Source organism: Ensifer sp. ENS02 (genome assembly GCF_014851885.1).
Classification (GTDB): Bacteria; Pseudomonadota; Alphaproteobacteria; order Rhizobiales; family Rhizobiaceae; genus Ensifer; species Ensifer adhaerens.
This window is the reverse complement of the sequence record NZ_JACVAO010000007.1, coordinates 136,131-158,399: the sequence shown is the minus strand read 5'-3', so window position 1 is coordinate 158,399 and position 22,269 is coordinate 136,131. Positions and strand designations below refer to the sequence as shown.

Here is a 22,269-nt window from a genome sequence, read left to right as displayed (position 1 = left end):
CCCGCCGCTTCAGACCCGATGATAGGGGTGGCCGGAGAGAATGGTGACGGCCCGATAGAGCTGTTCGGCGATCAGGATGCGCACGAGCTGGTGCGGCCAGGTCATCTTTCCAAGGTTCAGCACCGCATCGGCGCGGGCATGAAGGCTCGGATCGAGACCATCGGCGCCACCGATCGCGATCATCAGGTCACGCTTGCCGCTGTCGCGGAACGTGCCGAGAAGCGATGAGAAGCCTTCCGAATCCAGCGCCTTGCCGCGTTCGTCCAAGAGCACGAGCAGACTGCCTTCGGCCAGTGCCTTTTCGAGCTGTGCGGCTTCCTCGCGCTTGCGCGTCTCGGCGTTCGAAGCACGGCTTTCGTTGACTTCGACGACGCGGGAAAGCTCAAGCCCGATCGCCGGACCGGCCTTGGAGAAGCGATCGAGATAACGGGCCGCAAGATCCTTTTCCGGCCCCGCCTTGAGGCGGCCGACTGCGAAAAGTCCGATACGCATGACCTTGTCCGTCCTCGCTTGCGCTGCAACGCGCACTGCATAGTTCCTGAAATCGGGTCGATTCAAGGAGAATCTTATACCGCGTTCCTGGAGCCTTGCAGCGTCGTTGCGCCTTGTCCGGTTGACGGGCCTGCAGGTTACGATCAGTCGCAACAAATATCCGGCTGACAACGCCGCACAAGGCGGCGCCAGCCCTTCACATTCATGCATGACCGCAACTCGGCTCGTCCGGCATTCAGCTGCGCGGCGACCCGGTCGGTCTCAATGCAAGGTGCCGTCCTCGATCTCGGGAGCCGCCCACATCTTCTCGATGTTGTAGAACTCCCGGATTTCCGGTCGGAAGATGTGAACGATCACATCACCGGTGTCGATCAGCACCCAGTCACCGCCTTCCAGACCTTCGACACGGGCATTGCCAAAGCCCCCGTCTTTCAGGTCGGTCGTCAGGTGATCTGCAATGGCCATCACATGCCTGTTCGATCGCCCGGAGACAACGACCATGAAGTCTCCCAGCGCCGACTTTCCGGCAATGTTGATGCTGACGATGTCTTCTGCCTTCGAGTCCTCTAGGCTCTCGAGGACCAGTTGAAGCGCACGGACAGCGGCTTCGTCGCTAGATCCCGTGCTGCGCGGGAATGCGGTAACCGCATATCCCTTGGCGTGTGCTGTTGTCAGGGTCTTTCCTTTCCACATGAACAGAACAGGCACTTCCGATTCGAACAAAGATCGAACCGTCCATGAATGTAGGCATCAAACCGTAGCTGTTTCAAGACAGCAGAACTGAATCCCTGGAAATCATACTCCACCGGCGGCGCGAAGCGCCGTCGAACTCATCGATGAGCGAGGTCCATGGATGAAGGTCCAGGCTGGCGCGCGGTGGAAGGGGAGGCGCCGCGCGTCGTCCTCGTCGATGCGAGCATAGTCGAAGGTTTTCGCCATGCGCGAGGAGAGATAGGCGAGCGTCGAGCCCGGCCGATCGATGACGGCGATCGGGAAAGTGCGGGCGATCTTCTGCCAGTTCTGCCAGCGATGGAAGCTCTTCAGGTTGTCGGCGCCCATGATCCAGACGAAGCGAATGTCGCGGTTTCGCGCCTGCACGATTTCGAGCGTGCGGGCGGTATAGCTCTGCCCCAACGCCTTTTCGAAGGCCGTCACCTTGATGCGCGGGTTGTGCGCGATCGCTTCGCTCATGGCGATGCGGTCGGCAAGCGGCGCCAGATTGTTGTGGTCCTTCAGCGGATTGCCAGGGGTCACCATCCACCAGAGCTGGTCGAGCCCGAGCCGTTGGATCGCCGTGTCGGCAACGAGCACATGGCCCTCATGCGGCGGGTTGAAGGATCCGCCGAAGAGGCCCACCACCATGCCGGCTTCGACATGGGGCATGCGCAGGTAGCGGGCGTTCACCCTGCCTGCCGTCACCTCAGGGCCTGACCTGTCCAGCACCACGCACCCGATACTTGAAAGAGGTCAGCTGTTCGACGCCGACCGGTCCGCGCGCATGCATCTTGCCCGTGGCGATGCCGATTTCACCGCCCATGCCGAATTCGCCGCCATCGGCAAACTGGGTCGAGGCGTTATGCAGCAAGATCGCGGAATCGATCTCCGAGAAGAAACGCTCGACGACCCCGGGATCCTCGGCGATGACGGCCTCCGTGTGGGCCGACGACCAGGTGCCGATGTGCTCGATCGCACCGGCGATCCCGTCGACCAGCTTCACCGAGATGATGGCGTCGAGATATTCCGTTGCCCAATCCTCGTCGATCGCTTCCTTCAGGCCGTCGACCGCGCCTGAGAGCTCGTCGGAGACGCGTACTTCGCAGCCCGCTGACAGCAGGGCGTTCAGCAACGGCTTGACCAGTCGGTCGGCGTCGTTGCGGTCGATCAGCAGTGTTTCGGCAGCACCACAGATACCGGTGCGGCGCATCTTGGCGTTGACGACGATCTTTTCCGCCATGGCGAGATCGGCAGAGGCATCGACATAGATGTGGCAGAGGCCTTCGAGATGGGCAAAGACCGGCACGCGCGCTTCGTTCTGCACCCGGGCAACGAGACTCTTGCCCCCGCGCGGTACAATCACATCAATCGTGCCGCCGAGACCCGAGAGCATGGCGCCGACGGCCGCGCGGTCAGAGACCGGCACCATCTGGATCGCATGTTCCGGCAGGCCGGCGGCTTTGAGGCCTTCGACGAGGCAGGCATGGATCGCGCCGGAGGAATGGAAGCTGTCGGAGCCGCCGCGCAGGATAACGGCATTACCAGCCTTGAGGCACAGCGCGCCGGCGTCAGCCGTCACGTTCGGCCGGCTTTCATAAATGACGCCAATGACGCCGAGCGGCGTGCGGACGCGCTCGATGTGCAGGCCGTTCGGCCGGTCCCATTCGGCAATGATGTCACCGACAGGATCCTTGAACTCGGCAATCGCGCGAATGCCGTTTGCCATGTCGCGGATGCGGCCTTCGCTCAGCGTCAGGCGGTCGATGAAAGAGGCGGCGACGCCGCCTTCGCGGGCGTTTTCAAGGTCGATCGCATTGGCCGAGAGGATCTCGTCCGTGCGGGCGACGATCGCATCGGCCATGGCGATCAGGGCGGCGTGCTTGCGTTCGGCGCTGGCGATGGCAAGCGGTCGGCTGGCGGCCTTGGCGTTGCGGCCGATCTCCAGCATGACGGTCTCGACGTCGCCCTTGTTTTTCACCTCGTCAAGCATGGACTTCATCCTTCCGGCTGCCCTCGGCCTCAGCGCGTTTTCCGGTCATCACCATATCGTCGCGGTGCACCATGGCGGCGCGGCCGGCATAGCCGAGGATCGCGGCGATCTCGGCCGATTTCTTGCCGGCGATCTGGCGGGCTTCGTCGGCATCGTAGCCGGCAAGACCACGGGCGATCTCGCGGCCGGAGGTGCCGAGAATGGCGATGGTGTCACCGCGGCTGAAGCTGCCCGTCACGTCACGGACGCCGGCCGGCAGCAGGCTCTTGCCCGAGCGCAGCGCCTCTTCGGCACCGGCATCGACGGCAAGCGTTCCGGCTGGTAGCAATTGACCGGCAATCCAGGTCTTGCGCGCGGTCACCGGCGAGCCTGATGGTGCGAACCAGGACGAACGGGCGCCGTCCTCGATCGCTGCCAGCGGATGGTTCGGCTTGCCTGAGGCGATGATCATGGCGCAGCCGGCGGTCGTGGCGATCTTGCCGGCATCGATCTTGGTGCGCATGCCGCCGCGCGAAAGCTCGGATGCCGCACCCCCGGCCATGGCCTCGATCTCAGGGGTGATCTCTGCGATCGTTTCGAGGAAGCGGGCGTTCGGGTCGAGATGCGGCGGGGCCGTGTAGAGCCCATCGATATCGGAGAGCAGCACCAGCAAATCGGCGCCGACCATGGTGGCGACGCGGGCGGCGAGGCGATCGTTGTCGCCATAGCGGATTTCTGTGGTCGCGACCGTATCGTTCTCGTTGATGATCGGCACGGCGCCGAGCTTCAGCAGCTGGTTGATGGTGGCGCGGGCGTTCAAGTAGCGGCGGCGCTCTTCCGTGTCGCCGAGTGTCAGCAGCACCTGTCCGGCGACGATGGCATCGGTCGAAAGGCTCTCCGACCAGGCGCGCGCGAGCGCAATCTGGCCGACGGCGGCGGCCGCCTGGCTCTCTTCGAGCTTCAGGGCACCTGCCGGCAGGTTGAGCACGGTACGGCCGAGCGCGATCGCGCCCGAGGAGACGACGAGCACTTCGACGCCCTTGGCCTTGAGGCCGGCAATGTCGGCGCACATGGCGTCAAGCCAGGCCTTCTTCAGCCCGGTGGCGCGGTCGACCAGCAATGCCGACCCGATCTTGATGACGACCCGGCGATACTTCAAAAGCGGCTTGCGGGTCTTGGTCATCTCAGAGGTTCTCCTCGCCATAGCCTTCACCGGCCTTGGCGGCGACGATGACGCTGCGCAACGCTCGCAGCGCTTCGGTCATGCCCTTGCCGACGGCGGCAGAGAGCAGCAGGGGCTGCTCGCCGCAGGCCTTGGCCAGCGCCTTGGCTTTCACCTTCAGCTCGTCCTCGTCGAGCACGTCGATCTGCGACAGCGCGACGATCTGCGGCTTGTCTTCCAGCCCGCCGCCGTAGGCTTCGAGCTCGTGCCTGACCGTCTTATAGGCCTTGGCGACATCTTCCTCCTGGGCGGAGACGAGGTGCAGCAGCACGCGCGTGCGCTCGACATGGCCGAGGAAGCGGTCGCCGATGCCCACACCTTCATGCGCACCTTCGATCAGGCCGGGAATGTCGGCGATAATGAACTCGTTGCCGTCGATGGTGGCGACGCCGAGATTGGGATGCAGCGTCGTGAACGGATAGTTGGCGATCTTCGGGCGAGCGCGCGTGCAGGCGGCAAGGAAGGTCGACTTGCCGGCATTCGGCAGACCGACGAGACCGGCATCGGCGATCAGCTTCAGCCGCAGCCAGAGCGTCTTCTCGTCGCCCTCGAGACCGGGGTTGGCCCAGTTCGGCGCCTGGTTGGTCGCGGACTTGAAGCGGGCGTTGCCGAAGCCGCCATTGCCACCGGCGGCCAGCCGATAGCGCTGGCCCTCGGCGACCATGTCGACGATCAGCGTCTCGTTGTCTTCCTCGAAGATCTGGGTGCCGACCGGGACCTTCAGCGTCACGTCGTCGCCGCCGGCGCCGGTGCGGTTGCGGCCCATGCCGTGCTGGCCGGTCTTGGCCTTGAAGTGCTGTTGGTAACGGAAGTCTATGAGCGTGTTCAGACCGTTGACGGCCTCCACCCAGACGTCTCCGCCACGGCCGCCGTCGCCGCCGTCCGGTCCGCCGAACTCGATGAACTTCTCGCGCCGGAACGAGACGGCGCCTGCGCCACCGTCGCCGGAGCGGATATAGACTTTCGTTTCGTCGAGAAATTTCATTGGGCTGCCATCTGTTCGGTGTAAGTGCGCGGTCTTAGAAAGTGTTACAGCGACCTTTGCAGGTCCTAAAGGATGCGCGGCGCTGTAATTTGCCGCCATCGATATAGGCGGTTTATTCGGAGGTCAAAGAATATCGTGCGGTTCGTTAGCTACAACACCCAATACGGCATCGGCCTCGACGGCCGCTTCGATCCCGAGCGTATCGCCGCCTCGATCGGGGACGCCGACATCATCGCGCTTCAGGAAGTGACGCGCGGCTTCCACCGCAACGGCCATGTCGATCTCGTCACCCGCTTCGAAAAGCTGTTTCCTGGCCATTTCGCGGCCTTCCACGCGCCTTGCGACATCGACATCGGTTCGGCGATCGAGGATGGACGCGCCGTCAGCCGGCGCTTCCAGTTCGGCAACATGATCCTGTCGCGCTGGCCGATCCTTGCCACCCGGCTCATCCCCTTGCCGCGCACCCGCACGATCAGCCCGATGAACCTGCAGCGCGGGGCGACGGAAGCGCTGATCGCAACGCCCGCCGGTCCGCTCCGGGTCTATTCCGTGCATCTCGATCATGTGCTGCCGGCCGAGCGTATTGCCCAGATCCGTTATCTCAAGGAGCGGCTGCTCGGTTATCCGCTCGAAGGCGGCGCGATCACCGGGGCGGCCGATTTCGGCATGGCCGAGCCGCCGCATCCGGAGGACTTCGTCGTCATGGGCGATTTCAACATGGAGCCGGAGACGCCGGAATACTGCGCGATGACGGGCTCGCGCGACGCCTTCTACGGCCGTTCGCTGCGGCTTGAGAATCCGGTCGATGCGCTTGCCCATCTCGGCCGCCTGACGCCTGAAAGCTATAGCTGGATCCATCCCGAAAACCCCGAAAAACGCATGCATCTCGACTATTGTTTCTTGAGCGCCGGCCTTGCGTCTCGTCTCACCGATGCCTGGACCGACTATGAAGCCAAGGGTTCCGACCACCTGCCTGTCGGTTTCACGCTCGCATGACAAAAAAGGTCCCCGCGAAGCCCGAGCTTCGCGGGGATGTTCTTTAGTGCGGTCGGCGCAGATCGGCGGCGGTCAGCCGCGTCTCGATATGGGCGACCATGGCGTTGCGCGCGAGCGCATAGACCTGGGCGCAGCCGGTGATCTGGAAGCCGATCTTCTCCTGCACCTTCAGCGATCCCGGATTGTCGGCAAAGACGCCGGAATGCAGGGTCGTTTCGGGCATGCGGCGGAAGAAGCGCTCGACCGCCGCATAGGTGGCCTCCGAGGCAAAGCCCTTCCCCCAGTAGAAGCGGTTCAGCCAGTAGCCGACATGCCATTGGCCGTGGCGGAGCTCGATGCCGACGCAGCCGATGTGCACGTCGTCACCGGTGGTGACGGCGAAGGTCCAGTCTGGCGTCAAACCTGAAGTCTGCGCCGTCAGCCAGTCGAGCGCGTCCTGCTGATCGTAGGGCGCGGGAACGCGCGCCAGCATGCGCGCCACCTGGAAATCGCCGAGCGACTGGGCGATCGCCTCGGCGTCGTTTCGCCGATGCGGGCGTAGAACCAGGCGCTTGGTCTCGATGACCGGGCAGGGGCCGGGACCGGGGCGGGCAACGATCCGCTGGCGTTCGGAAGCGAGCGCGTTCATCGCATGCCTCCCCAGCTTCTCAAGGAGACCCAGGTCTTGCGGTCGAGTCGGTACCATTCGACGGCGATCGAGCCGCCGAGCGCCAGGCTGCCGACCATGCCGCTGCCCTGGAACTGGAAACCGCACTTCTGGATGACCCGGCGCGATGCCAAGTTCATGACCCGGCAGCGCGCATCGATTTGGTCGATGTCGCGGGTGCGGAAGGCCATGTCGGTCAGGACCTGGGAGGCCTCGGTGGCATAGCCCTGGTTCCAATAGGGCTCGCCCAGCCAATAGCCGAGCTCCGCCGTCTTGCCATCGGGATGCGGCTCGATACCGCAACAACCGAGAAATGCGCCATTGTCCGCTTTGGTAATCGCGTAGACGCACTTGCCAATCGTGCCGGCTTTCGCGCGTCGCACGAAGTCGGCGGCATCGGCCGTCGTATACGGGTGCGGCATGCGCGAAACCATGGTCGCGACATTGGCATTGTTGGCAAGATGGGCAAGGGCGTCGATATCGTCTTCATGGGGCGCGCGCAGAACGAGCCGGGGTGACAACAATATCGGGCAATCGGTCCTTGACCGTTGGGGCCTCAGCCTCTGCTCGGGAGACCGGGATTGGTCTTCCCTCAACAACTCGGTTTGCATGGTTTCCTCCAGAAACGAAAAAGGGGAGTTGGGTATTGCCCCATCTCCCCTTTGAAGTCTGGCTTGGAACCATCAGGTGCGTCAGCCGGGTCGATGAGACGCCGGCTGTTTTAGAGCGCTACCGGCTTATTCCGCTGCTTCGGCTTTCGGCATTACAGACACGTACACGCGGCCATTGGCCTTCGTACGGAAGTCCACGTTGCCGGCCGTAAGTGCAAAAATCGTGTGGTCCTTACCGAGGCCGACATTGGCGCCCGGATGCCACTTCGTACCGCGCTGGCGCACGATAATGTTGCCTGCAATGACGTTCTCGCCGCCGAACTTCTTCACGCCAAGGCGCTTGGACTCAGAATCGCGACCGTTACGCGACGAACCGCCAGCTTTTTTGTGTGCCATTGGTGTTCTCCTTTAAACCTTAGATCCCTGAACTCAGTTTGCAGCGGCTTCAGCGGCAGCTTCAGACTTCTTCGAAGCCTTCTTTGCCTTGCCACCGGCAGCAGCGATGTCCAGGATGCGGACGGTCGTCTGGTGCTGGCGGTGACCGCGCGAGCGCTTGGAGTTCTGGCGGCGACGCTTCTTGAAGGCGATGACCTTCTTGGCGCGACCCTGCTCAACAACTTCAGCGCTGACAACGGCGCCTTCGACAAACGGAGCACCGATGGTTGCATCGGCGCCAACGCCGACCATCAGGATCTCGGTGAATTCGATCTTGTCGCCTGCAACGCCTTCCAGCTTTTCGATGGTGAGGACGTCGTTGGCGGCCACGCGGTACTGCTTACCGCCGGTCTTGATGACTGCGAACATTTTTTATCCTTTCATGTTCGATCCGGCTCTCTGCCCGAAGACAAGGCCGTCTTTTTCTCAGTCGACAGTTGAGTGGATCTCCTTTTCGGATATCCACCGGTGAAAGGGCGCAAATCACACCCGCTGCGGTGAAGCTAGGCCACACCACTTCATTGCGCGGATTACAAGGATTTGCACAGGCGTGTCAAGGCGAAAGCAACGAGGCCGTTACATATTCTTCAAACAAGGCCCTTGCCAGCACCCGAATCTGCCGCTATGAACCCGACCGCGCCGAACAAGCGCCGACCAGCAAAGCGGAGAGGTGGCTGAGTGGTCGAAAGCACCGCACTCGAAATGCGGCGTACGGGCAACCGTACCGTGGGTTCGAATCCCACCCTCTCCGCCATATTGGCCCTTGGGCCGCAAGTCTTCTCTGACAACTGCTGATCTTTTTCTGAACTTAGATGCTTGGGCCGGATTGGCCGGGGGCACACCTGAGGCATGTTACCTCAGCGGGCGAACGAGCCGGGCTCAGACGTGGATGATACCTCCTTGGGTGTGGCCGAAAACAGCACGGTCGAAGCTATGTGATATCAGCGCAATTTCCAGCTTGAGGTCTTCAAAAGGACGAGTCTCTATTGGCGTGCAGGTTTCGAGATGTAACACGAACTGGCACGCAAACTCATGGCCATTCGGAAAGCTGATGAGAGATTTCTCGAACCCCGTTACCTTGACCATCGTGATGTAATCAGCTGTATGTGGTCGCGGATTTTCAGTCTTCGCCGCGCGCTTTTTCTCCAGGAACGAAACCAAGGCGTTGCTTCTGGCTTTTACCGGAACAACTCTTATCCACTCCAAGCCGGTCCGAGCCGCCGCTGTCTCCGGAAACAAATGATCAACGGGGAAAATTTTCCCAAAGTAGGTATACGGCTCTCGGACCCCTTGTGATCTTACAAATCTGCGCCAATACCGCCGGTAAGCGGCACTTGGTTTGCGCGTTTTGTCCGCTGGTCGTACCCACAGTTGTCGGTCGCCAGAGGGGCCTTCGTAGACCCGCGCCTTTCTCGGATCGCAGCGACCGAGATTAACCCATCGTCCGCCGTCTCCCGGGTGGCCCCGCTGCGTGCTTTTTTCTCGCTGCTCGTCCGTATGAAAGGCGATGTTTCTGTGGCCGCTGTTGTTGATCCACTCGTCGTAGAGAGATTGCCATTGCTGGCGTAAGAACTTTTCGTATTCCATCTGTCCTGCCGTGCTCCTCCAGCTGCAGGATCGAAATATCCTCCTCATTGCAACGCTCGGTTAATTTCTGGGAGCGCCCCAGGAAAATCCAGTTGCGCATCTGTGTCTGGATAATCCTTGGCGTACGGGCAACCCACTTGGTTTTTGTCGCCTCGGTCCAGTTCTCCTCACCTGTCACTACAGAGGTCGTAACGCCCTTTGAGGGTGGTTGGCGACACGCTTTGCCTGTTGGCGTCAACCGACCTCCAATGCCGCAGCGATTTCCGACAAGGTGGCCTTCTCCGCATCGCTGACAGCGACGCCGCCGAAGCCCAGGAAGCCGCCTTCCTTGGCGGCTTCCGCCACCTTCTGGCTGATCTGATATAGCCATGTGCTGAAGGCTGCGACATCACCCTGCGCCTTGGTCTCGACGAGTGTCCGGGCCTGATTCAGCGTTTCAATGCATCTGGCCTTCATGTCCTCCGGCTTGGCACCCTTGAGTTTCGTCTGCAGCCCATCGCGAGCGGCGGTCCGGCCCTCCGAGGTTTCGAAGTCAGCGACCAGCGCCTTGACGAGCGGGCTTGCTGCGGCATCGGCTTTTGCCTGCAGAAGTGCGCTGCTGTTGGCGATGCCTTCCTTCATCATCCCCCAGAGGCCGCTCGGCTCCGCGGCCGTCACGGCAATGCCGGCCATCATCACGCTCTCCAGGAGCAGCGTCCATTCTTCCGGGGTGAATGTCGATTTGTCGGCCATGGCCGTCTTCCTTCCTATCCGGTTTCGTCGATGACAATCGCCAACGGTCCGTGCGGAATGCAGGGCCGGCAGCTCATGCTTGGGCTGGTTCTTCAGGTCGCCAGTGAGGCGAGCTTGGTCTTCAATGCATCGATTGCGGGTTTCACGATGTCGGAAGCGCCGGGTATCGCCAGCACCTTGTCGAAAAGCCCGTTGAGCGTTGGCATCATCGGCCCGACGAGCGCGGAAAGGGCTGCCTTCTGTTCGGCAGACAGTTGCCCGGTGGCGCCCGTGACTTTGTCGAGCCCGGCTGAAATCTCCTCCAGTTTCGGCAGGGCGGCCGTGGCCGAGGCGGCGTCCGTGACACCGGTCAGCGTTGTCTGCAGGCTCGCCATGCTGTCCTGGACCTGCCGGCCGATGTCGACCCCGGCGACCGTCAAGCTTTGCCCCGCCGTACCAGCCTGTGGCGCGACCTCTCCGCTCGGTCTGCCGAACAGATAGAAGAGCACGGCTGCAAGCGCGAGTACGGCAATCACCCAGTAGAGCCAGTTGCGCGACCCGGACGGCGTCGCCGCCTCGGCTGCGCGCTGACCGGCTCCACCGACGGACGAAGCCGCCGTCGCGGCGCTGCGGGCGACCTGGCTTGCCGAGGCCGCAGCAGACTGTGCCGAAGTGCCGAGCCCGCCGAGCAAGCCTGTTCCGCCAAGCAGTTCTCTTGCGCCGGAGGGCAGGGCGGCCGCGATGTTGTCCTTCTGGCTCGCGAGCAGTCCGGCGATGCCATTGGCGCTGAGATCGCCGCCGCTCTGCCGGGCAAGGCCACCCAGCACGAGGGGAGCAAGCGTCGCCAGCAACGAACCGCTCGCCCGCGGGTCCATGCCGGAGATCCCGCCGATGGCGTTCGCAAGCGCACTGCCGTCCTTCGCCCCGAAGATTGACGAAATGATCTGTGACCCGTTCTGGCTAAGCGTCGCCTGATCGCCTCCCTGAAGCATCCCGATGAGACTGTCGAGCGATCCGCCCTGTTGACTGGCGGTATCGGCGATCTTCTGCGCCCCGCCCGGTTGCGCGGCGACACCCGTCAGTCCCGCCAGCACCGCGGGAATGGCGGCGCTGACGGCGCCCTGCACCTTGCTGCTGTCGAGCCCGAGCGCCGAAGCGATGCGTGCGATCATGTCAGGGGTAAGCATCTGCGCGATATACGAAACAAGATTGCTGGCCATTGGCTTTTCCTCCACGTTGATGTCGTCGGACATCGACGGCGCTCATGGAGCGGTCGTCCGACGGCGCGGCAATTGGCTGCAAGCAATTCGCGTTTATCTGATTGTCGGCCGCGAGGCGGGTTCCTCTGGAACCTTCGGCCCAAAAATATTAGCACTTGTGGATGTAAATGGCCAGTTCTCGGCAACTTGCGGAAACGGCAGAACGTGGCGCATTGAACACGCGCGCTAGTGCGCCAGCATGTTGAGCGGCCCGTGACCCGGCAGCCGAGGCAGGAGGGAAGAAGGCGGACCGTCGGCCGCAGGGCCGGTTTAAGGGTCGCGACGACAGCGCCGCAGGATGCTTGCGGTCACGCGCGGGCCGGCCTGACCTGATGCCCGCACCCATAGTCTGATCCCCGGCCGCGAGGCCAGGGATCCCGTCGGTTTCGCGTTACTTCTTCGGCGATTTCTCCGCCGGCGGCGGTGCCGCCTGCAGGTTGCCGAGCAGCGACGAGATGGCATTTTCACCGTTGAAGCCGGCTTCCTTCAGCAGTTGGTCGACGATCGGCTTGTTGGCCTGGTAGGACAGGAGCTGGCCCGCCAACCCGTCGCCAAGGCCGATGCCGTTTGCAGCACCGTCGCCGCCGCCGTTGCGGCCGAGCATGCCGCCGGTGTCGAAGATGCGGATGTCGGAGATCTTCTCGATCGGCTTGACCGCTTCTGCCAGCGCTTCGGGAATGATGCGGATGCGTTCGCGCAGGATCTCGAATTCAATGATGGCGGAGCTCAGCTTGTTGCGGGCTTCGTTGAGCAGCGCCTCGCTCTCGGCTGCGGCCTTGCCGGTTTCGAGCACGCCCTTCGCCTTGATGATCGCGGCGTCGGCCTCGGCGGTGGCCAGCGTCTTGATCGCATCGGCCTGGTCGAGGGCCGCCTGCTTTTCGGCTTCGGCGCCGACGGTCACGGCGGTCGCTTCGGTTTCGGCGTTCTTGCGGGCGTCGATGACGGCGATCTGGCGTTCGCGTTCAGCGATTTCCACGGCCTTTGCGGTTTCCACCTTTTCTTCCGCGGCAATGGCGAGCGCACGGGCGGTTTCAGCCTGGGCCTTCGCCTCGGACTCTTCCCGGCTCTTGTTGGCAACCGCGATGGCGCTTTCCTGCGAAACGATCTGCAGGTCGCGGCGGGCTTCCGTGTCGCGCTGCTGCACGGCGCGGGTGGCGTCGATGTTGGCGCTTTCACGCGCCTGCTTGGCAAGCGCCTCGCGTTCGGCGATCGCCTGCTCGGCGGCGATGCGAGCTTCTTCCTCGGCGCGCTTGGCCGCCTGTTCCTGCTGCGCGGTTTCGGCGCGGGTGGCGGCCGACTTGTTGGCGATGTCGCGTTCCTGGTTCAGCTCCGCCTCGCGCTTGGTGCGCTCGATCGTCAGCGATTGCTGGCGGGCTTCCAGATCCTTCTGGGCGATCGCGACTTCGGTATCGCGCACGATCTCGTTGCGCTCCTTCTTGCGGCCCTCGGTAATGCGGGTCAGCGCCGCAAGACCATGCGCGTCGAAGAAGTTGTTGGCGTTGAAGTGCTTGATATCCGTCTGGTCGAGACGGGTCAGCGAAACGGATTCGAGTTCGAGACCGTTCGACTGCAGGTCGGCGCCGACCGCTTCCTGCACCGCCTTGACGAAATCCATGCGCTGTTCCTGCAGCGCGTCGAGGCTCATGGTGGCGGCGACCGAGCGCAGACCGTCTACGAACTTGGCCTCGATCAGCACGCGCAGCTGTTCGGCATCGTTGGTACGGTCGCCGAGTGTCTGGGCTGCAAGCGCGATCGAGGAAGCGTCGGGCTTCACGCGCACATAGAATTCCGCGCCGATATCGACGCGCATGCGGTCCTTGGTGATCAGCGCGTCGCCTTCGCCACGACGGACTTCAAGGCGCAGCGTCTTCAGGTTGACGCGGGCGATCGAGTGGAAGATCGGCAGCACGATGGAGCCGCCGTCGAGGACCACCTTCTGGCCGCCAAGGCCCGTGCGCACATAGGCTTCGTCGCGGCTCGAGCGGGTATAGAGCGATGCAAGAACAAAGCCGATGCCGAGGATCAGGACGATGCCGATGCCGGCCGGCACCAAGAGTTCATAAAACATGGTTGCTCCGTGAGACTTTAAGACGTGGAATTTTAAGGATTGGGCGGCGTCAGCAGGTCTGCCGGCGCCGATATCGCAATGAAAATGTTGGAAACGCGGTCGACGACGAGCACCTGCGCGCCGATGGCGATCGGTTGCTCGTTGCGGGCGGCGCGCGCGCGCAGCACATGCCAGTTGCCGTGGCGATCCTTGAGGCGGATGCGTCCCGGCAGGCCCTGGTCCAGTGGGCCGACGGTGACTTCGCCGCTGCGGCCGACGAAATCGCCGAGATCGACGGCATAGCTTTCGTCACGCGGCACGATCTTTGCCACCCATCGGGTCGACATCCGAACTGCGGGCAGCGAGACGGCGAGTGCCGGTAGCGCCGCGACAAGGGCAGGCAGCGGCGCCCACAGGGCCCCGGCCACCGCCTGGATGACAAAACCGATCATCGCGAAGAGGCCGAGGAAAAGCATCAGCAGCACGAGCAGCGGTACGCCGCCGACATTGAACCAGGACATCAGCCCGCCCAATGCGTTGTGGTCGTCCAGCCAGGCCTTGTCGATCGCCTCGCCCAGTGAGAAGCCGAGCAGCAGGCAGAGGAGCTCGATGCCGGTGAAGGCGGCCAACATCACCGCCGCAACCGCGAAGGGTAGGGATTCCGGGGCGAGGAAGAACAGCATCGGCGTCAGTGCTGCTTTGCCTTGAGTGCGGCCAGTCTCGCCTCGATCGCCCGATCGCGATGCAGGCGGTCGAGTTCGTCCAGCTCGGCGCTGTTGCCGTGTTCTCCGCCCGGTACGCCCGTGGCGCGGGAGACGGCGGCAGCGGCGCGGGCGGCACCGTCCACCGGGCCGGGCTTCGCCAGGCCCGAAACCTTGCTCTCGGGGAACTGGGCGATGCTGCGCTTGAGATCGGCGAGCCGCGCCTCGGCCTCGCGGCGGGTGGCAAGCACCGCCTGCAGCGCCTGCTGGCCCTCTTCGAGATCGGTGCGGGCGCCGGCCAGCGCCTTGTCCAGCGCGGCCAGCTGCGATTCCAGGTCGATCTGGCGGGCGACACCGGCCTTGGCAAGGTCTTCCCGGGCGGCAGAGATGGCGGTGCTGATCTTTTCGTCGAGCTTTTCGAGATCGGCGCCGATTTCGTCGCGGCGGCTGAGGATGCGATACTCCTCGGCGCGTGCCTGGCCGATATCGACCCGGGCCTCTTCGGCGGCCGCGTCGATTTCGCGGAGCGCCTGTTCGACGATCACGATCTTGTTGCTGCCTTCCGCCTTGTCGACGGCGGCATTGGCGAGACCGGCGATCAAGCGGCCCATACGGGATAGGATGCCTTCATTCGTCATCATTTTCTTCTCCGTTCGGTCGGAATGCGTGGTGACGCCAATGTGGATCTGATAGCCGCCGTGCTGTGCAACGAGCTGGGCGGCGAAGATATTCAGAGTGCCCGGCGAATAGCCGGCGACGTCGTATGGGATTGCGACGCGACCACGCACGGTGGCGACGGTCAGATCCGACGGTCCCTTGATTGCGAAAAGCTTGTCGTCCAGCGGCAGCCTTTCGGCATTGGCCTGCTGTCCGCGGTTTGCCGCGAAGTCACGCAGTCCAAGCGTGACCATGCGCGCCGGAAGCCCGGTGCGCTCCCGGACCGTTTCGTAGGCAAGTTCATGCAACGTTACGAGATTGGCGCCCGCCTTTTCGCCGGCGAGTTCATCGAGCATCGCCAGCATGTCGGCGTAGGCAACGAAGGTTTCTTCCAGCGCGCGTCTGGCCTCCGCGTCCGGCGCGAGATCGTAGTACAAGATCGACGTGTGGTTGCCCAGAGCCATGAGCAATAACATAAAGCACCACTTTCGTGCTTTCAAGGATTGGCTCAGGTTTAAGTTGCAGTATTCTTCTGCTGAACGCGCGCAACGGTCGCGCGCCGGCAATGCGGGTTGCAGCGGGCGGAAAAGGGGCGCGTTGAAAGCGGACGATTGTCCGGCGGGTTCACTCCGCCGCGTTGTTGCGCAACCAGGTTTCCAGCGCGGCAATCACCGAGAGCCGCAGGCTTGCGCCCTTGGACAGGGCGCGGGTGAGGGACAGGTCGTCGCCGGCAAATCCCATCTCGGCCATGATGTCGTTCGCCCGCATCCGGCGGCGATTCATGATCGTGCGGATTTCGGCGATCGTTTCGGGGAGCAGGTAGCGACCGCTGGCAATCGCGGGGGGCGCTGCGAGCGGCGGATCGATATGAGCGTGTGGGGCAAGCCCGTCCGGGCCGCCATTGCTGCTAAGCCACTTGAGGAACGTTTCACGCTCGGTGGGGCTTGCCTTGGTCCAGGAATTCTTGAGCTTGTCGAGGCGCGTGCGCTCGTCCTTAAGCCCTGCCGCGATAAGCGCCTTGCGCAGCGACGGGATACGGCCGGCGATCAGATCCGCATGGATGTCGGGAAAATCGAGTTTCAGGCGCTGCACGTCCGCGGTTTCGTCGCTCTTGGTTTTCTTCGACATGCTCATTCCCGCGTCGTTCGTCGGCGACATGCTCTAGCGTGCTCGTGCGCCCGGCGCGAGCGAAATAGGTCGCTTTCCTCTATCCTTTGTCAGTCGACCCCGTTAGGGAGCGCATGGAGAATAACGCGACGCTGCGTGCTGTGCTCTTCGCCTGATGTCATGCATCCAGCTTTACGCAAGTCCCTTCGCCTATAGTCGCCTCAATGGCCGGGATGTGACACGGCGAATGAAGGACAATGATATGTCAAACGATATCGAGCATTACCGCGACCCATCCGACAAGATGGTTGCCCTCTATCTCGCGAACAATGACGGCGACGAACTGACCGATGTCTTGGTCGCCGCGCTTGAAGATGCCTTCCGCATCCTCCGTGACGAGATCTCCGGCGAAACGATGCATTGAGCGGAGCGCGTCTCCTCCACGAACTATTTTTCGAACGTAATCCACCATCGGTTGCGAATCGAATCAGGGATGTCCTGTTTTGACCGGGTTCCAATCGGCGACGCGTCGGATGTCGGGAGAGTTCGCGGCCACGTATCGCTTGCGCTAGGGGAGACGCACAAGCATGACATTTTCGATCTGGCATACGGTCATAGCGCTGCTGATTATCGGCGCACCGGTCTGGCTGATCCTTCGGGCCTCGAAGCGCTCACGCTAAAGCGCGTCGCAGATCAAGTCTGCTTCATCGCATATCGCTGTCGCAAAATCGGCGCGCACATCGCTCGGCATGCTTGGCGCATCAAGGCGCGAGCGACTGGCCTTAGAGAACAAGGCGTTGCGGGGTTCCGATTTCAATGGGATCCATGCCCGCTTGATGTCCTTCGACGACGACTGCCGAACCGGCCTGCTTGCAGGCCGGTGATTCATTCGATGACCATCGGGCGCGCCGTTCAAGCTTCCTGAAGCAGCGCCTCGGCTGAAAGGGCTGACGCCAGTACGGTCGCATCGGTTCCGTTTCTCCCAACCAGCATCAGTCCGGCCGGCCGCACAAGGCCTGGCATCGGCAGGGTGATAGCGGTGAGATCGAACTGGTTGGCGACTTGGCAGTTGCGCAGCAGCAGGCTCTCCACGCGGTCGTATTCCGCCGCGTCGGTGTCGACGCTTGCGATGGACACGGCCGCAATCGGCGTCGTCGGCAGTGCGATGAGATCGTAGGGCGAGAGCCGCTCGTCCATGGCGGCGGCGAGCGCATGCCGGGTTTGCAGCAGGGCCGAGATCGCCGCGTCGGGCACCAAAAGGCGGCGGCGAAGCGAGAACTTGACCCTTTCGTCGACTGGGACGGCCGCATCACCCAGCCATCCGGCGTGGATACGGCTTGCCTCCAGGCCCGCAATCGAGCCGATCCGCGTCGCTTGGCCGAGCTTCTCGATCAAGTCATCGATGGTGCAGTCGACGATCTCAGCACCCGCTTTGGCCAGTCGGTCGAGGCTTGCCGCAAAGGCGTCGGCGACTTCGGGGGAGAGGTCTTCAAACAGCCTGCCACGGGGGATGCCGATACGAAGACCCGCGACAGGGCGGGCGACAAGCGGCCTTGGCTGCTCGCCGGCCATCACAGCATCGGTCGCTGCACAATCGGCAACGGTCCGGGCGAGCGGTCCGAGCGAATCCAGAACCGGCGAGAGCGGAAAGGCGCCATCGAGCGGGATGCGGCTGGCTGTCGGCTTGAAGCCGACAATGCCGTTCAGCGCCGCGGGGATGCGGATCGAGCCACCGGTATCTGAACCGATGGCAATATCACAGGTGCCTTCTGCTGCCGACACGCCAGCGCCCGAGGATGAACCGCCGGGGATCAGGCTTTCGTCGGTGGCGTTGCCGGGTACCGGGTAGTGCGGATTGAGGCCGACGGCCGTAAACGCGAATTCGGTCATATGCGTCTTGCCGATAATGACCGCACCGGCAGCACGCAGCCGCTGGACAACGAGCGCGTCTTTTTGGGCCGGCGGCGCGTCGCGGCGGATGATGGAGCCGGCAAGCGTCGGTTCGCCGGCGATATCCAACAGGTCCTTGATTGAAACGATCTTGCCGTCGAGCGGCCCAAGGCTGTCCCCCGCCTGCCGGCGGCGGTCGGCCGCGTCTGCCTCGCTCCGCGCGCGCTCTTCGTAGAGCCGGACAAAAGCCTTTTCCTCGTGCCGGCGATCGTTGAGCCGGCTCAGGATCTGTTCCAGGCGGTCGCGGACGGAGACGTTGGCGGCATGGGACACGATGATCACCTGTCAATTTGTGTGGCCACCGAACGGGGGCAGGAGGCGGGTTCGTTGCCCGGATTCACCAAGGCCAACGCTGATCGCCTTTGATAACAGCATTGGCGGCGTTTGCCATCGTCCCATTGTCGCCGCGGCCAGCTCCGGCCTTCACCGAACTGTCGCCAAACCGTTCAAATAGTTTCATGCGGCTGTTACGTCGCTGACACCCAGATGACCAAAGGTCCGGCACGCGCGGTGGCGCTGCCGAATCGGAGGTCTGTTTGGCCGATATCCTCAAGACGCTTTCGAGGCGTTCTTTCCTGCTTTCCGCCGGTGCCGCGGGCTTCGTGGCCTCATCCGGTCTTGCGACACCCTTTTATGCACGCGGCTACGGCCGGCCGGAATTCATTCACGGCGTGCAATCGGGCGATGTCGATACGTCCTCCGGCATGATCTGGACACGGGTGGATCGCCCGTCGAAGGTGTCGGTCGAATACTCGACCACCGAGAGCTTCTCCAACCCCCTTCGCCTTGCCGATCTGACGGCGACGCCGCAGACGGATTGCGCGATCAAATGTTCGCTCGACGGGCTGCTGCCGGACCAGGATATTTTCTACCGCTTCACCGCCACGGATCTCTACGACGTCAACCGCGTCTCCGCGCCGGTCACCGGCCGGTTTCGCACCGCCCCCTTGCGCAAGCGCTCGATCCGCTTCGTCTGGTCTGGCGACACGGCCGGGCAGGGCTGGGGCATTGATGATGTCGGCATGAAGACCTATTCGACCATGCGCCAGCACGAGCCGGACTTCTTCATTCATTCCGGTGACACGATCTATGCCGATAACCCGATCCCTGACGAGATAGCGCTACGTGATGGCGGTGTCTGGAAGAACCGCGTGGTGACGCATGAGAAGCGTGACGTGGCGCGGACGCTGGAAGAATATCGCGGGCAATGGAAATACAATCTGCTCGACGAGCATGTGAGGCAACTCAACGCCGTGTGCCCCACTTTCTATCAATGGGACGACCACGAGGTGCTGAACAACTGGTCGGCCTCGACCGACCTGCGCGACGACGCGCGCTATCCGGAAAAGGATGTTGCCGTCTATGCCGAGCGGGCGGCGCGGGCGTTCCACGAGATGACGCCGATCCGCATGCCGGCAACGCAGCCCGGCCGCATCTTCCGCAAGATCGGCTATGGTCCGTTGCTCGACGTGTTCTTCGTTGACCTCAGATCCTATCGCGGCGCCAATCAGGGAGAAGACGGCGGCGGCGCCCTGTTCGGCTGGCGGCAGGTCGACTGGCTTAAGCGCGAACTTGCTGCCTCGCGGGCCACCTGGAAGGTGATCGCCTGCGACATGCCGATCGGTCTCGTCGTCTGGGACGATTACACCAACCGGCGCGGCTCGGACGCGATCGCCAATGGCGACAACGGTCCGCCCGCGGGGCGCGAACGCGAATTTGCCGATCTCTTGCGCTTCGTCCGCGACAACGGCATCGACAACCTCGTCTGGCTGACGGCGGACGTGCACTACACCGCCGCGCATCACTACGATCCCGCGCGCGGCGCATTCAAGGATTTCACGCCGTTCTGGGAGTTCGTGTCCGGTCCACTGCATTCCGGCACCTATGGGCCGAAGGAGCTCGACATGACCTTCGGGCCGGAGGTTCGCTTCATCAAGGCATCCGGCGGCGGCATCGACCAGAACCTGCCGCCATCGGCTGGTCTGCAGTTTTTCGGCATCGTCGATATCAACGGCCAGACGCAGCAGATGACGGTGCGGCTGATGGACCGGCAGGACCAGGAACTCTGGCGCGTGACGCTCGATCCGGCCGCAATTGCATGAGGAATTCGGTCGCGGCCAACAGCTTTGCAAACGGCGTTCGTGAGACCCCTGACGAGTGCAAACCCATGGCCTACCGGCATTTGAACACGACGCTCATGCGCGCGCCCCCCTTTCGCAATCGCAAAAAAACCTGTATGAGCGCGACCATTGAAAAAGCGGCGTGGCCCATCGGGGCTTGCCCTGAACCTTCCGAGACGAAAAATGAGCATTCGTAACATCGCGATTATCGCGCACGTCGACCATGGGAAAACGACCCTTGTTGACGAGCTCCTGAAGCAGTCGGGCTCGTTCCGCGAAAACCAGCGCGTTGCCGAACGCGTCATGGACTCCAACGACATCGAAAAAGAACGCGGCATCACCATCCTCGCCAAGGCGACTTCGGTCGAATGGAAGGGCGTGCGCATCAACATCGTCGACACCCCCGGCCACGCCGACTTCGGCGGTGAAGTCGAGCGCATCCTGTCGATGGTGGACGGCGCCATCGTTCTCGTCGACGCTTCCGAGGGCCCGATGCCGCAGACGAAGTTCGTCGTCGGCAAGGCGCTGAAGGTCGGCTTGAAGCCGATCGTCGCGATCAACAAGATCGACCGCCCGGACGGCCGCCACGAAGAAGTCATCAACGAAGTCTTCGACCTCTTCGCCAACCTCGACGCCTCTGACGAGCAGCTCGACTTCCCGATCCTCTACGGTTCGGGCCGCGATGGCTGGATGAACGTCAACCCGGAAGGTCCGAAGGACCAGGGCATGGCGCCGCTGCTCGACCTGGTGCTGCAGCACGTGCCGGAGCCGACGGTTGCCGAAGGCCCGTTCCGTATGATCGGCACGATCCTCGAAGCCAACCCCTTCCTCGGCCGCATCATCACCGGTCGCGTTCACTCGGGCACCGTCAAGCCGAACCAGGCCGTCAAGGTTCTCGGCCAGGATGGCAAGCTGCTTGAAACCGGCCGTATCTCGAAGATCCTCGCCTTCCGCGGCATCGAGCGTCAGCCGATCGAAGAAGCGCAGGCAGGCGACATCGTTGCGATCGCCGGCCTTACCAAGGGCACCGTCGCCGACACCTTCTGCGATCCGTCGGTCGCCGAAGCGCTGACCGCGCAGCCGATCGACCCGCCGACCGTCACCATGTCCTTCATCGTCAACGACAGCCCGCTTGCCGGCACCGAAGGCGACAAGGTCACGAGCCGCGTCATCCGCGACCGCCTGTTCAAGGAAGCCGAAGGCAACGTTGCGCTGAAGATCGAAGAATCCTCGGAAAAGGACTCCTTCTTCGTATCAGGCCGCGGCGAACTGCAGCTTGCGGTTCTCATCGAAACCATGCGTCGTGAAGGCTTCGAGCTTGCCGTTTCGCGTCCGCGCGTCGTCATGCACAAGGATGACAACGGCCAGATGCTCGAGCCGATCGAAGAAGTCGTGATCGACGTCGACGAAGAGCATTCGGGCGTCGTCGTGCAGAAGATGTCCGAGCGCAAGGCCGAGATGGTCGAACTGCGTCCGTCTGGCGGCAATCGCGTCCGTCTGGTGTTCTTCGCTCCGACCCGCGGCCTCATCGGCTACCAGTCGGAACTTTTGACCGATACCCGCGGCACGGCGATCATGAACCGCCTGTTCCACGCCTACCAGCCCTACAAGGGCGAGATCGGTGGTCGCGTCAACGGCGTTCTGCTTTCGAACGACGCCGGTGAATCGGTTGCCTACGCGATGTTCAACCTGGAAGACCGCGGCCCGATGATCATCGACGCCGGCGAGAAGGTCTATGCCGGCATGATCATCGGCATCCACACCCGCGACAACGATCTCGAAGTGAACGTGCTCAAGGGCAAGAAACTCACCAACATGCGCGCCGCCGGCAAGGACGAAGCTGTTCGCCTGACGCCGCCGATCCGCATGACGCTCGAGCGCGCGCTCTCCTGGATCCAGGACGACGAGCTGGTCGAAGTGACGCCGAAGTCGATCCGTCTTCGCAAGCTGCACCTCGACCCGAACGATCGCAAGCGCTTCGAAAAGGCCCGCACGGCTGGCGCTGCCTGATCGATCCTGATCGATACTACGAGTTTCAGAAAAACCCCGGAGCGATCCGG

General features: G+C 63.0%; 22 protein-coding genes and 1 tRNA gene. 5 read left to right on the top strand and 18 right to left on the bottom strand.

The window, feature by feature from the left end; translation table 11 throughout:
- Positions 1-9 precede the first annotated feature (9 nt).
- The 6 genes from rlmH to obgE all read right to left on the bottom strand — a co-directional run bounded on the left by rlmH (position 10) and on the right by obgE (position 5,382).
- The gene (rlmH, locus tag IB262_RS16470) at positions 10-492 is read right to left on the bottom strand and encodes a 23S rRNA (pseudouridine(1915)-N(3))-methyltransferase RlmH (protein WP_060521428.1); all 483 of its coding nucleotides are present in this window, start codon (positions 490-492) and stop codon (positions 10-12) included.
- A gap of 261 nt (positions 493-753) precedes the next feature.
- Positions 754-1,185, bottom strand: a complete 432-nt coding sequence (gene rsfS / locus IB262_RS16465) for a ribosome silencing factor (RefSeq protein WP_034802667.1) — start codon at positions 1,183-1,185, stop codon at positions 754-756.
- Positions 1,186-1,287: 102 nt separating this feature from the next.
- Positions 1,288-1,896 carry a nicotinate-nucleotide adenylyltransferase gene (locus tag IB262_RS16460; RefSeq protein ID WP_089044395.1) on the bottom strand — a complete coding sequence of 203 codons (609 nt, stop codon included), beginning with the start codon at positions 1,894-1,896 and terminating at the stop codon, positions 1,288-1,290.
- 16 nt (positions 1,897-1,912) lie between these two features.
- Positions 1,913-3,196: a glutamate-5-semialdehyde dehydrogenase gene (locus IB262_RS16455; protein ID WP_060521427.1), complete on the bottom strand. Its 1,284-nt coding sequence runs from the start codon at positions 3,194-3,196 to the stop codon at positions 1,913-1,915.
- Entirely contained in the window at positions 3,189-4,358 is a 1,170-nt protein-coding gene (gene proB, locus IB262_RS16450; RefSeq protein WP_060521426.1) for a glutamate 5-kinase, read from the bottom strand. Before proB ends, IB262_RS16455 begins: the two co-directional genes overlap by 8 nt.
- Position 4,359: 1 nt before the next feature.
- Positions 4,360-5,382 carry a GTPase ObgE gene (obgE, locus tag IB262_RS16445; RefSeq protein ID WP_060521425.1) on the bottom strand — a complete coding sequence of 341 codons (1,023 nt, stop codon included), beginning with the start codon at positions 5,380-5,382 and terminating at the stop codon, positions 4,360-4,362.
- A 135-nt stretch (positions 5,383-5,517) separates the two neighbouring features.
- On the opposite strand from obgE, the gene IB262_RS16440 reads away from it, so the two are divergent.
- Positions 5,518-6,378, top strand: a complete 861-nt coding sequence (locus tag IB262_RS16440; RefSeq protein WP_112976143.1) for an endonuclease/exonuclease/phosphatase family protein — start codon at positions 5,518-5,520, stop codon at positions 6,376-6,378.
- A gap of 43 nt (positions 6,379-6,421) precedes the next feature.
- Here the strand turns inward: IB262_RS16440 and IB262_RS16435 are convergent, their stop codons facing one another.
- The 4 genes from IB262_RS16435 to rplU all read right to left on the bottom strand — a co-directional run bounded on the left by IB262_RS16435 (position 6,422) and on the right by rplU (position 8,439).
- Positions 6,422-7,006, bottom strand: a complete 585-nt coding sequence (locus tag IB262_RS16435; RefSeq protein WP_034802652.1) for a GNAT family N-acetyltransferase — start codon at positions 7,004-7,006, stop codon at positions 6,422-6,424.
- Complete coding sequence (locus IB262_RS16430) at positions 7,003-7,635, bottom strand: GNAT family protein (protein WP_065774004.1); 633 nt, start codon at positions 7,633-7,635, stop codon at positions 7,003-7,005. The genes IB262_RS16435 and IB262_RS16430 overlap by 4 nt, the downstream gene beginning before the upstream one ends.
- A 126-nt stretch (positions 7,636-7,761) precedes the next feature.
- Entirely contained in the window at positions 7,762-8,031 is a 270-nt protein-coding gene (rpmA, locus tag IB262_RS16425; RefSeq protein ID WP_034802646.1) for a 50S ribosomal protein L27, read from the bottom strand.
- A gap of 33 nt (positions 8,032-8,064) precedes the next feature.
- Positions 8,065-8,439, bottom strand: coding sequence for a 50S ribosomal protein L21 (gene rplU / locus IB262_RS16420; RefSeq protein WP_034802644.1), 375 nt, complete (start codon positions 8,437-8,439; stop codon positions 8,065-8,067).
- Positions 8,440-8,734: 295 nt separating this feature from the next.
- Between rplU and IB262_RS16415 the strand changes: the two genes are divergently transcribed.
- A tRNA-Ser gene (locus tag IB262_RS16415) sits at positions 8,735-8,824 on the top strand.
- Between the two features lie 125 nt (positions 8,825-8,949).
- On the opposite strand, the gene IB262_RS16410 is transcribed toward IB262_RS16415, so the two are convergent.
- The 7 genes from IB262_RS16410 to IB262_RS16380 form a co-directional block, all read right to left on the bottom strand.
- Positions 8,950-9,657, bottom strand: coding sequence for a hypothetical protein (locus IB262_RS16410; protein WP_112976128.1), 708 nt, complete (start codon positions 9,655-9,657; stop codon positions 8,950-8,952).
- 234 nt (positions 9,658-9,891) lie between these two features.
- Positions 9,892-10,389, bottom strand: coding sequence for a hypothetical protein (locus tag IB262_RS16405; protein ID WP_112976127.1), 498 nt, complete (start codon positions 10,387-10,389; stop codon positions 9,892-9,894).
- A 92-nt stretch (positions 10,390-10,481) separates the two neighbouring features.
- Positions 10,482-11,588: a DUF937 domain-containing protein gene (locus tag IB262_RS16400; protein ID WP_162728793.1), complete on the bottom strand. Its 1,107-nt coding sequence runs from the start codon at positions 11,586-11,588 to the stop codon at positions 10,482-10,484.
- A gap of 430 nt (positions 11,589-12,018) precedes the next feature.
- A complete protein-coding gene (locus tag IB262_RS16395) occupies positions 12,019-13,695 on the bottom strand; it encodes a flotillin domain-containing protein (protein WP_060611126.1) in 1,677 nt (558 codons plus the stop codon).
- A gap of 32 nt (positions 13,696-13,727) precedes the next feature.
- Positions 13,728-14,357: an OB-fold-containig protein gene (locus tag IB262_RS16390; RefSeq protein ID WP_112976125.1), complete on the bottom strand. Its 630-nt coding sequence runs from the start codon at positions 14,355-14,357 to the stop codon at positions 13,728-13,730.
- 5 nt (positions 14,358-14,362) lie between these two features.
- Positions 14,363-15,496 carry a PspA/IM30 family protein gene (locus IB262_RS16385; RefSeq protein WP_112976124.1) on the bottom strand — a complete coding sequence of 378 codons (1,134 nt, stop codon included), beginning with the start codon at positions 15,494-15,496 and terminating at the stop codon, positions 14,363-14,365.
- A gap of 160 nt (positions 15,497-15,656) precedes the next feature.
- The gene (locus tag IB262_RS16380) at positions 15,657-16,160 is read right to left on the bottom strand and encodes a hypothetical protein (protein WP_034803102.1); all 504 of its coding nucleotides are present in this window, start codon (positions 16,158-16,160) and stop codon (positions 15,657-15,659) included.
- 241 nt (positions 16,161-16,401) lie between these two features.
- On the opposite strand from IB262_RS16380, the gene IB262_RS16375 reads away from it, so the two are divergent.
- Positions 16,402-16,563 carry a hypothetical protein gene (locus tag IB262_RS16375; RefSeq protein WP_090295460.1) on the top strand — a complete coding sequence of 54 codons (162 nt, stop codon included), beginning with the start codon at positions 16,402-16,404 and terminating at the stop codon, positions 16,561-16,563.
- Positions 16,564-17,051: 488 nt separating this feature from the next.
- Here IB262_RS16375 and IB262_RS16370 read toward each other — a convergent pair whose 3' ends face one another.
- Positions 17,052-18,362: an amidase gene (locus IB262_RS16370; protein WP_060611179.1), complete on the bottom strand. Its 1,311-nt coding sequence runs from the start codon at positions 18,360-18,362 to the stop codon at positions 17,052-17,054.
- A gap of 263 nt (positions 18,363-18,625) precedes the next feature.
- Between IB262_RS16370 and IB262_RS16365 the strand changes: the two genes are divergently transcribed.
- Entirely contained in the window at positions 18,626-20,191 is a 1,566-nt protein-coding gene (locus IB262_RS16365) for an alkaline phosphatase (RefSeq protein WP_112976123.1), read from the top strand.
- A gap of 201 nt (positions 20,192-20,392) precedes the next feature.
- Positions 20,393-22,219 (top strand): translational GTPase TypA, encoded by a 1,827-nt coding sequence (gene typA, locus IB262_RS16360; RefSeq protein ID WP_034802622.1) that lies wholly within the window; start codon positions 20,393-20,395, stop codon positions 22,217-22,219.
- The last annotated feature ends 50 nt before the right edge of the window (positions 22,220-22,269 follow it).

Bases quoted from the DNA above. Each gene is read 5' to 3' on its own strand.
- IB262_RS16455 (WP_060521427.1), bottom strand. From the start codon at position 3,196: ATGCTTGACGAGGTGAAAAACAAGGGCGACGTCGAGACCGTCATGCTG.
- IB262_RS16390 (WP_112976125.1), bottom strand. From the start codon at position 14,357: ATGCTGTTCTTCCTCGCCCCGGAATCCCTACCCTTCGCGGTTGCGGCG.
- IB262_RS16410 (WP_112976128.1), bottom strand. From the start codon at position 9,657: ATGGAATACGAAAAGTTCTTACGCCAGCAATGGCAATCTCTCTACGAC.
- typA (WP_034802622.1), top strand. From the start codon at position 20,393: ATGAGCATTCGTAACATCGCGATTATCGCGCACGTCGACCATGGGAAA.
- IB262_RS16375 (WP_090295460.1), top strand. From the start codon at position 16,402: ATGTCAAACGATATCGAGCATTACCGCGACCCATCCGACAAGATGGTT.
- rpmA (WP_034802646.1), bottom strand. From the start codon at position 8,031: ATGGCACACAAAAAAGCTGGCGGTTCGTCGCGTAACGGTCGCGATTCT.
- IB262_RS16380 (WP_034803102.1), bottom strand. From the start codon at position 16,160: ATGTCGAAGAAAACCAAGAGCGACGAAACCGCGGACGTGCAGCGCCTG.
- IB262_RS16405 (WP_112976127.1), bottom strand. From the start codon at position 10,389: ATGGCCGACAAATCGACATTCACCCCGGAAGAATGGACGCTGCTCCTG.
- proB (WP_060521426.1), bottom strand. From the start codon at position 4,358: ATGACCAAGACCCGCAAGCCGCTTTTGAAGTATCGCCGGGTCGTCATC.
- IB262_RS16395 (WP_060611126.1), bottom strand. From the start codon at position 13,695: ATGTTTTATGAACTCTTGGTGCCGGCCGGCATCGGCATCGTCCTGATC.
- obgE (WP_060521425.1), bottom strand. From the start codon at position 5,382: ATGAAATTTCTCGACGAAACGAAAGTCTATATCCGCTCCGGCGACGGT.
- IB262_RS16435 (WP_034802652.1), bottom strand. From the start codon at position 7,006: ATGAACGCGCTCGCTTCCGAACGCCAGCGGATCGTTGCCCGCCCCGGT.
- IB262_RS16400 (WP_162728793.1), bottom strand. From the start codon at position 11,588: ATGGCCAGCAATCTTGTTTCGTATATCGCGCAGATGCTTACCCCTGAC.
- IB262_RS16385 (WP_112976124.1), bottom strand. From the start codon at position 15,496: ATGGCTCTGGGCAACCACACGTCGATCTTGTACTACGATCTCGCGCCG.
- rlmH (WP_060521428.1), bottom strand. From the start codon at position 492: ATGCGTATCGGACTTTTCGCAGTCGGCCGCCTCAAGGCGGGGCCGGAA.
- rplU (WP_034802644.1), bottom strand. From the start codon at position 8,439: ATGTTCGCAGTCATCAAGACCGGCGGTAAGCAGTACCGCGTGGCCGCC.
- rsfS (WP_034802667.1), bottom strand. From the start codon at position 1,185: ATGTGGAAAGGAAAGACCCTGACAACAGCACACGCCAAGGGATATGCG.
- IB262_RS16430 (WP_065774004.1), bottom strand. From the start codon at position 7,635: ATGCAAACCGAGTTGTTGAGGGAAGACCAATCCCGGTCTCCCGAGCAG.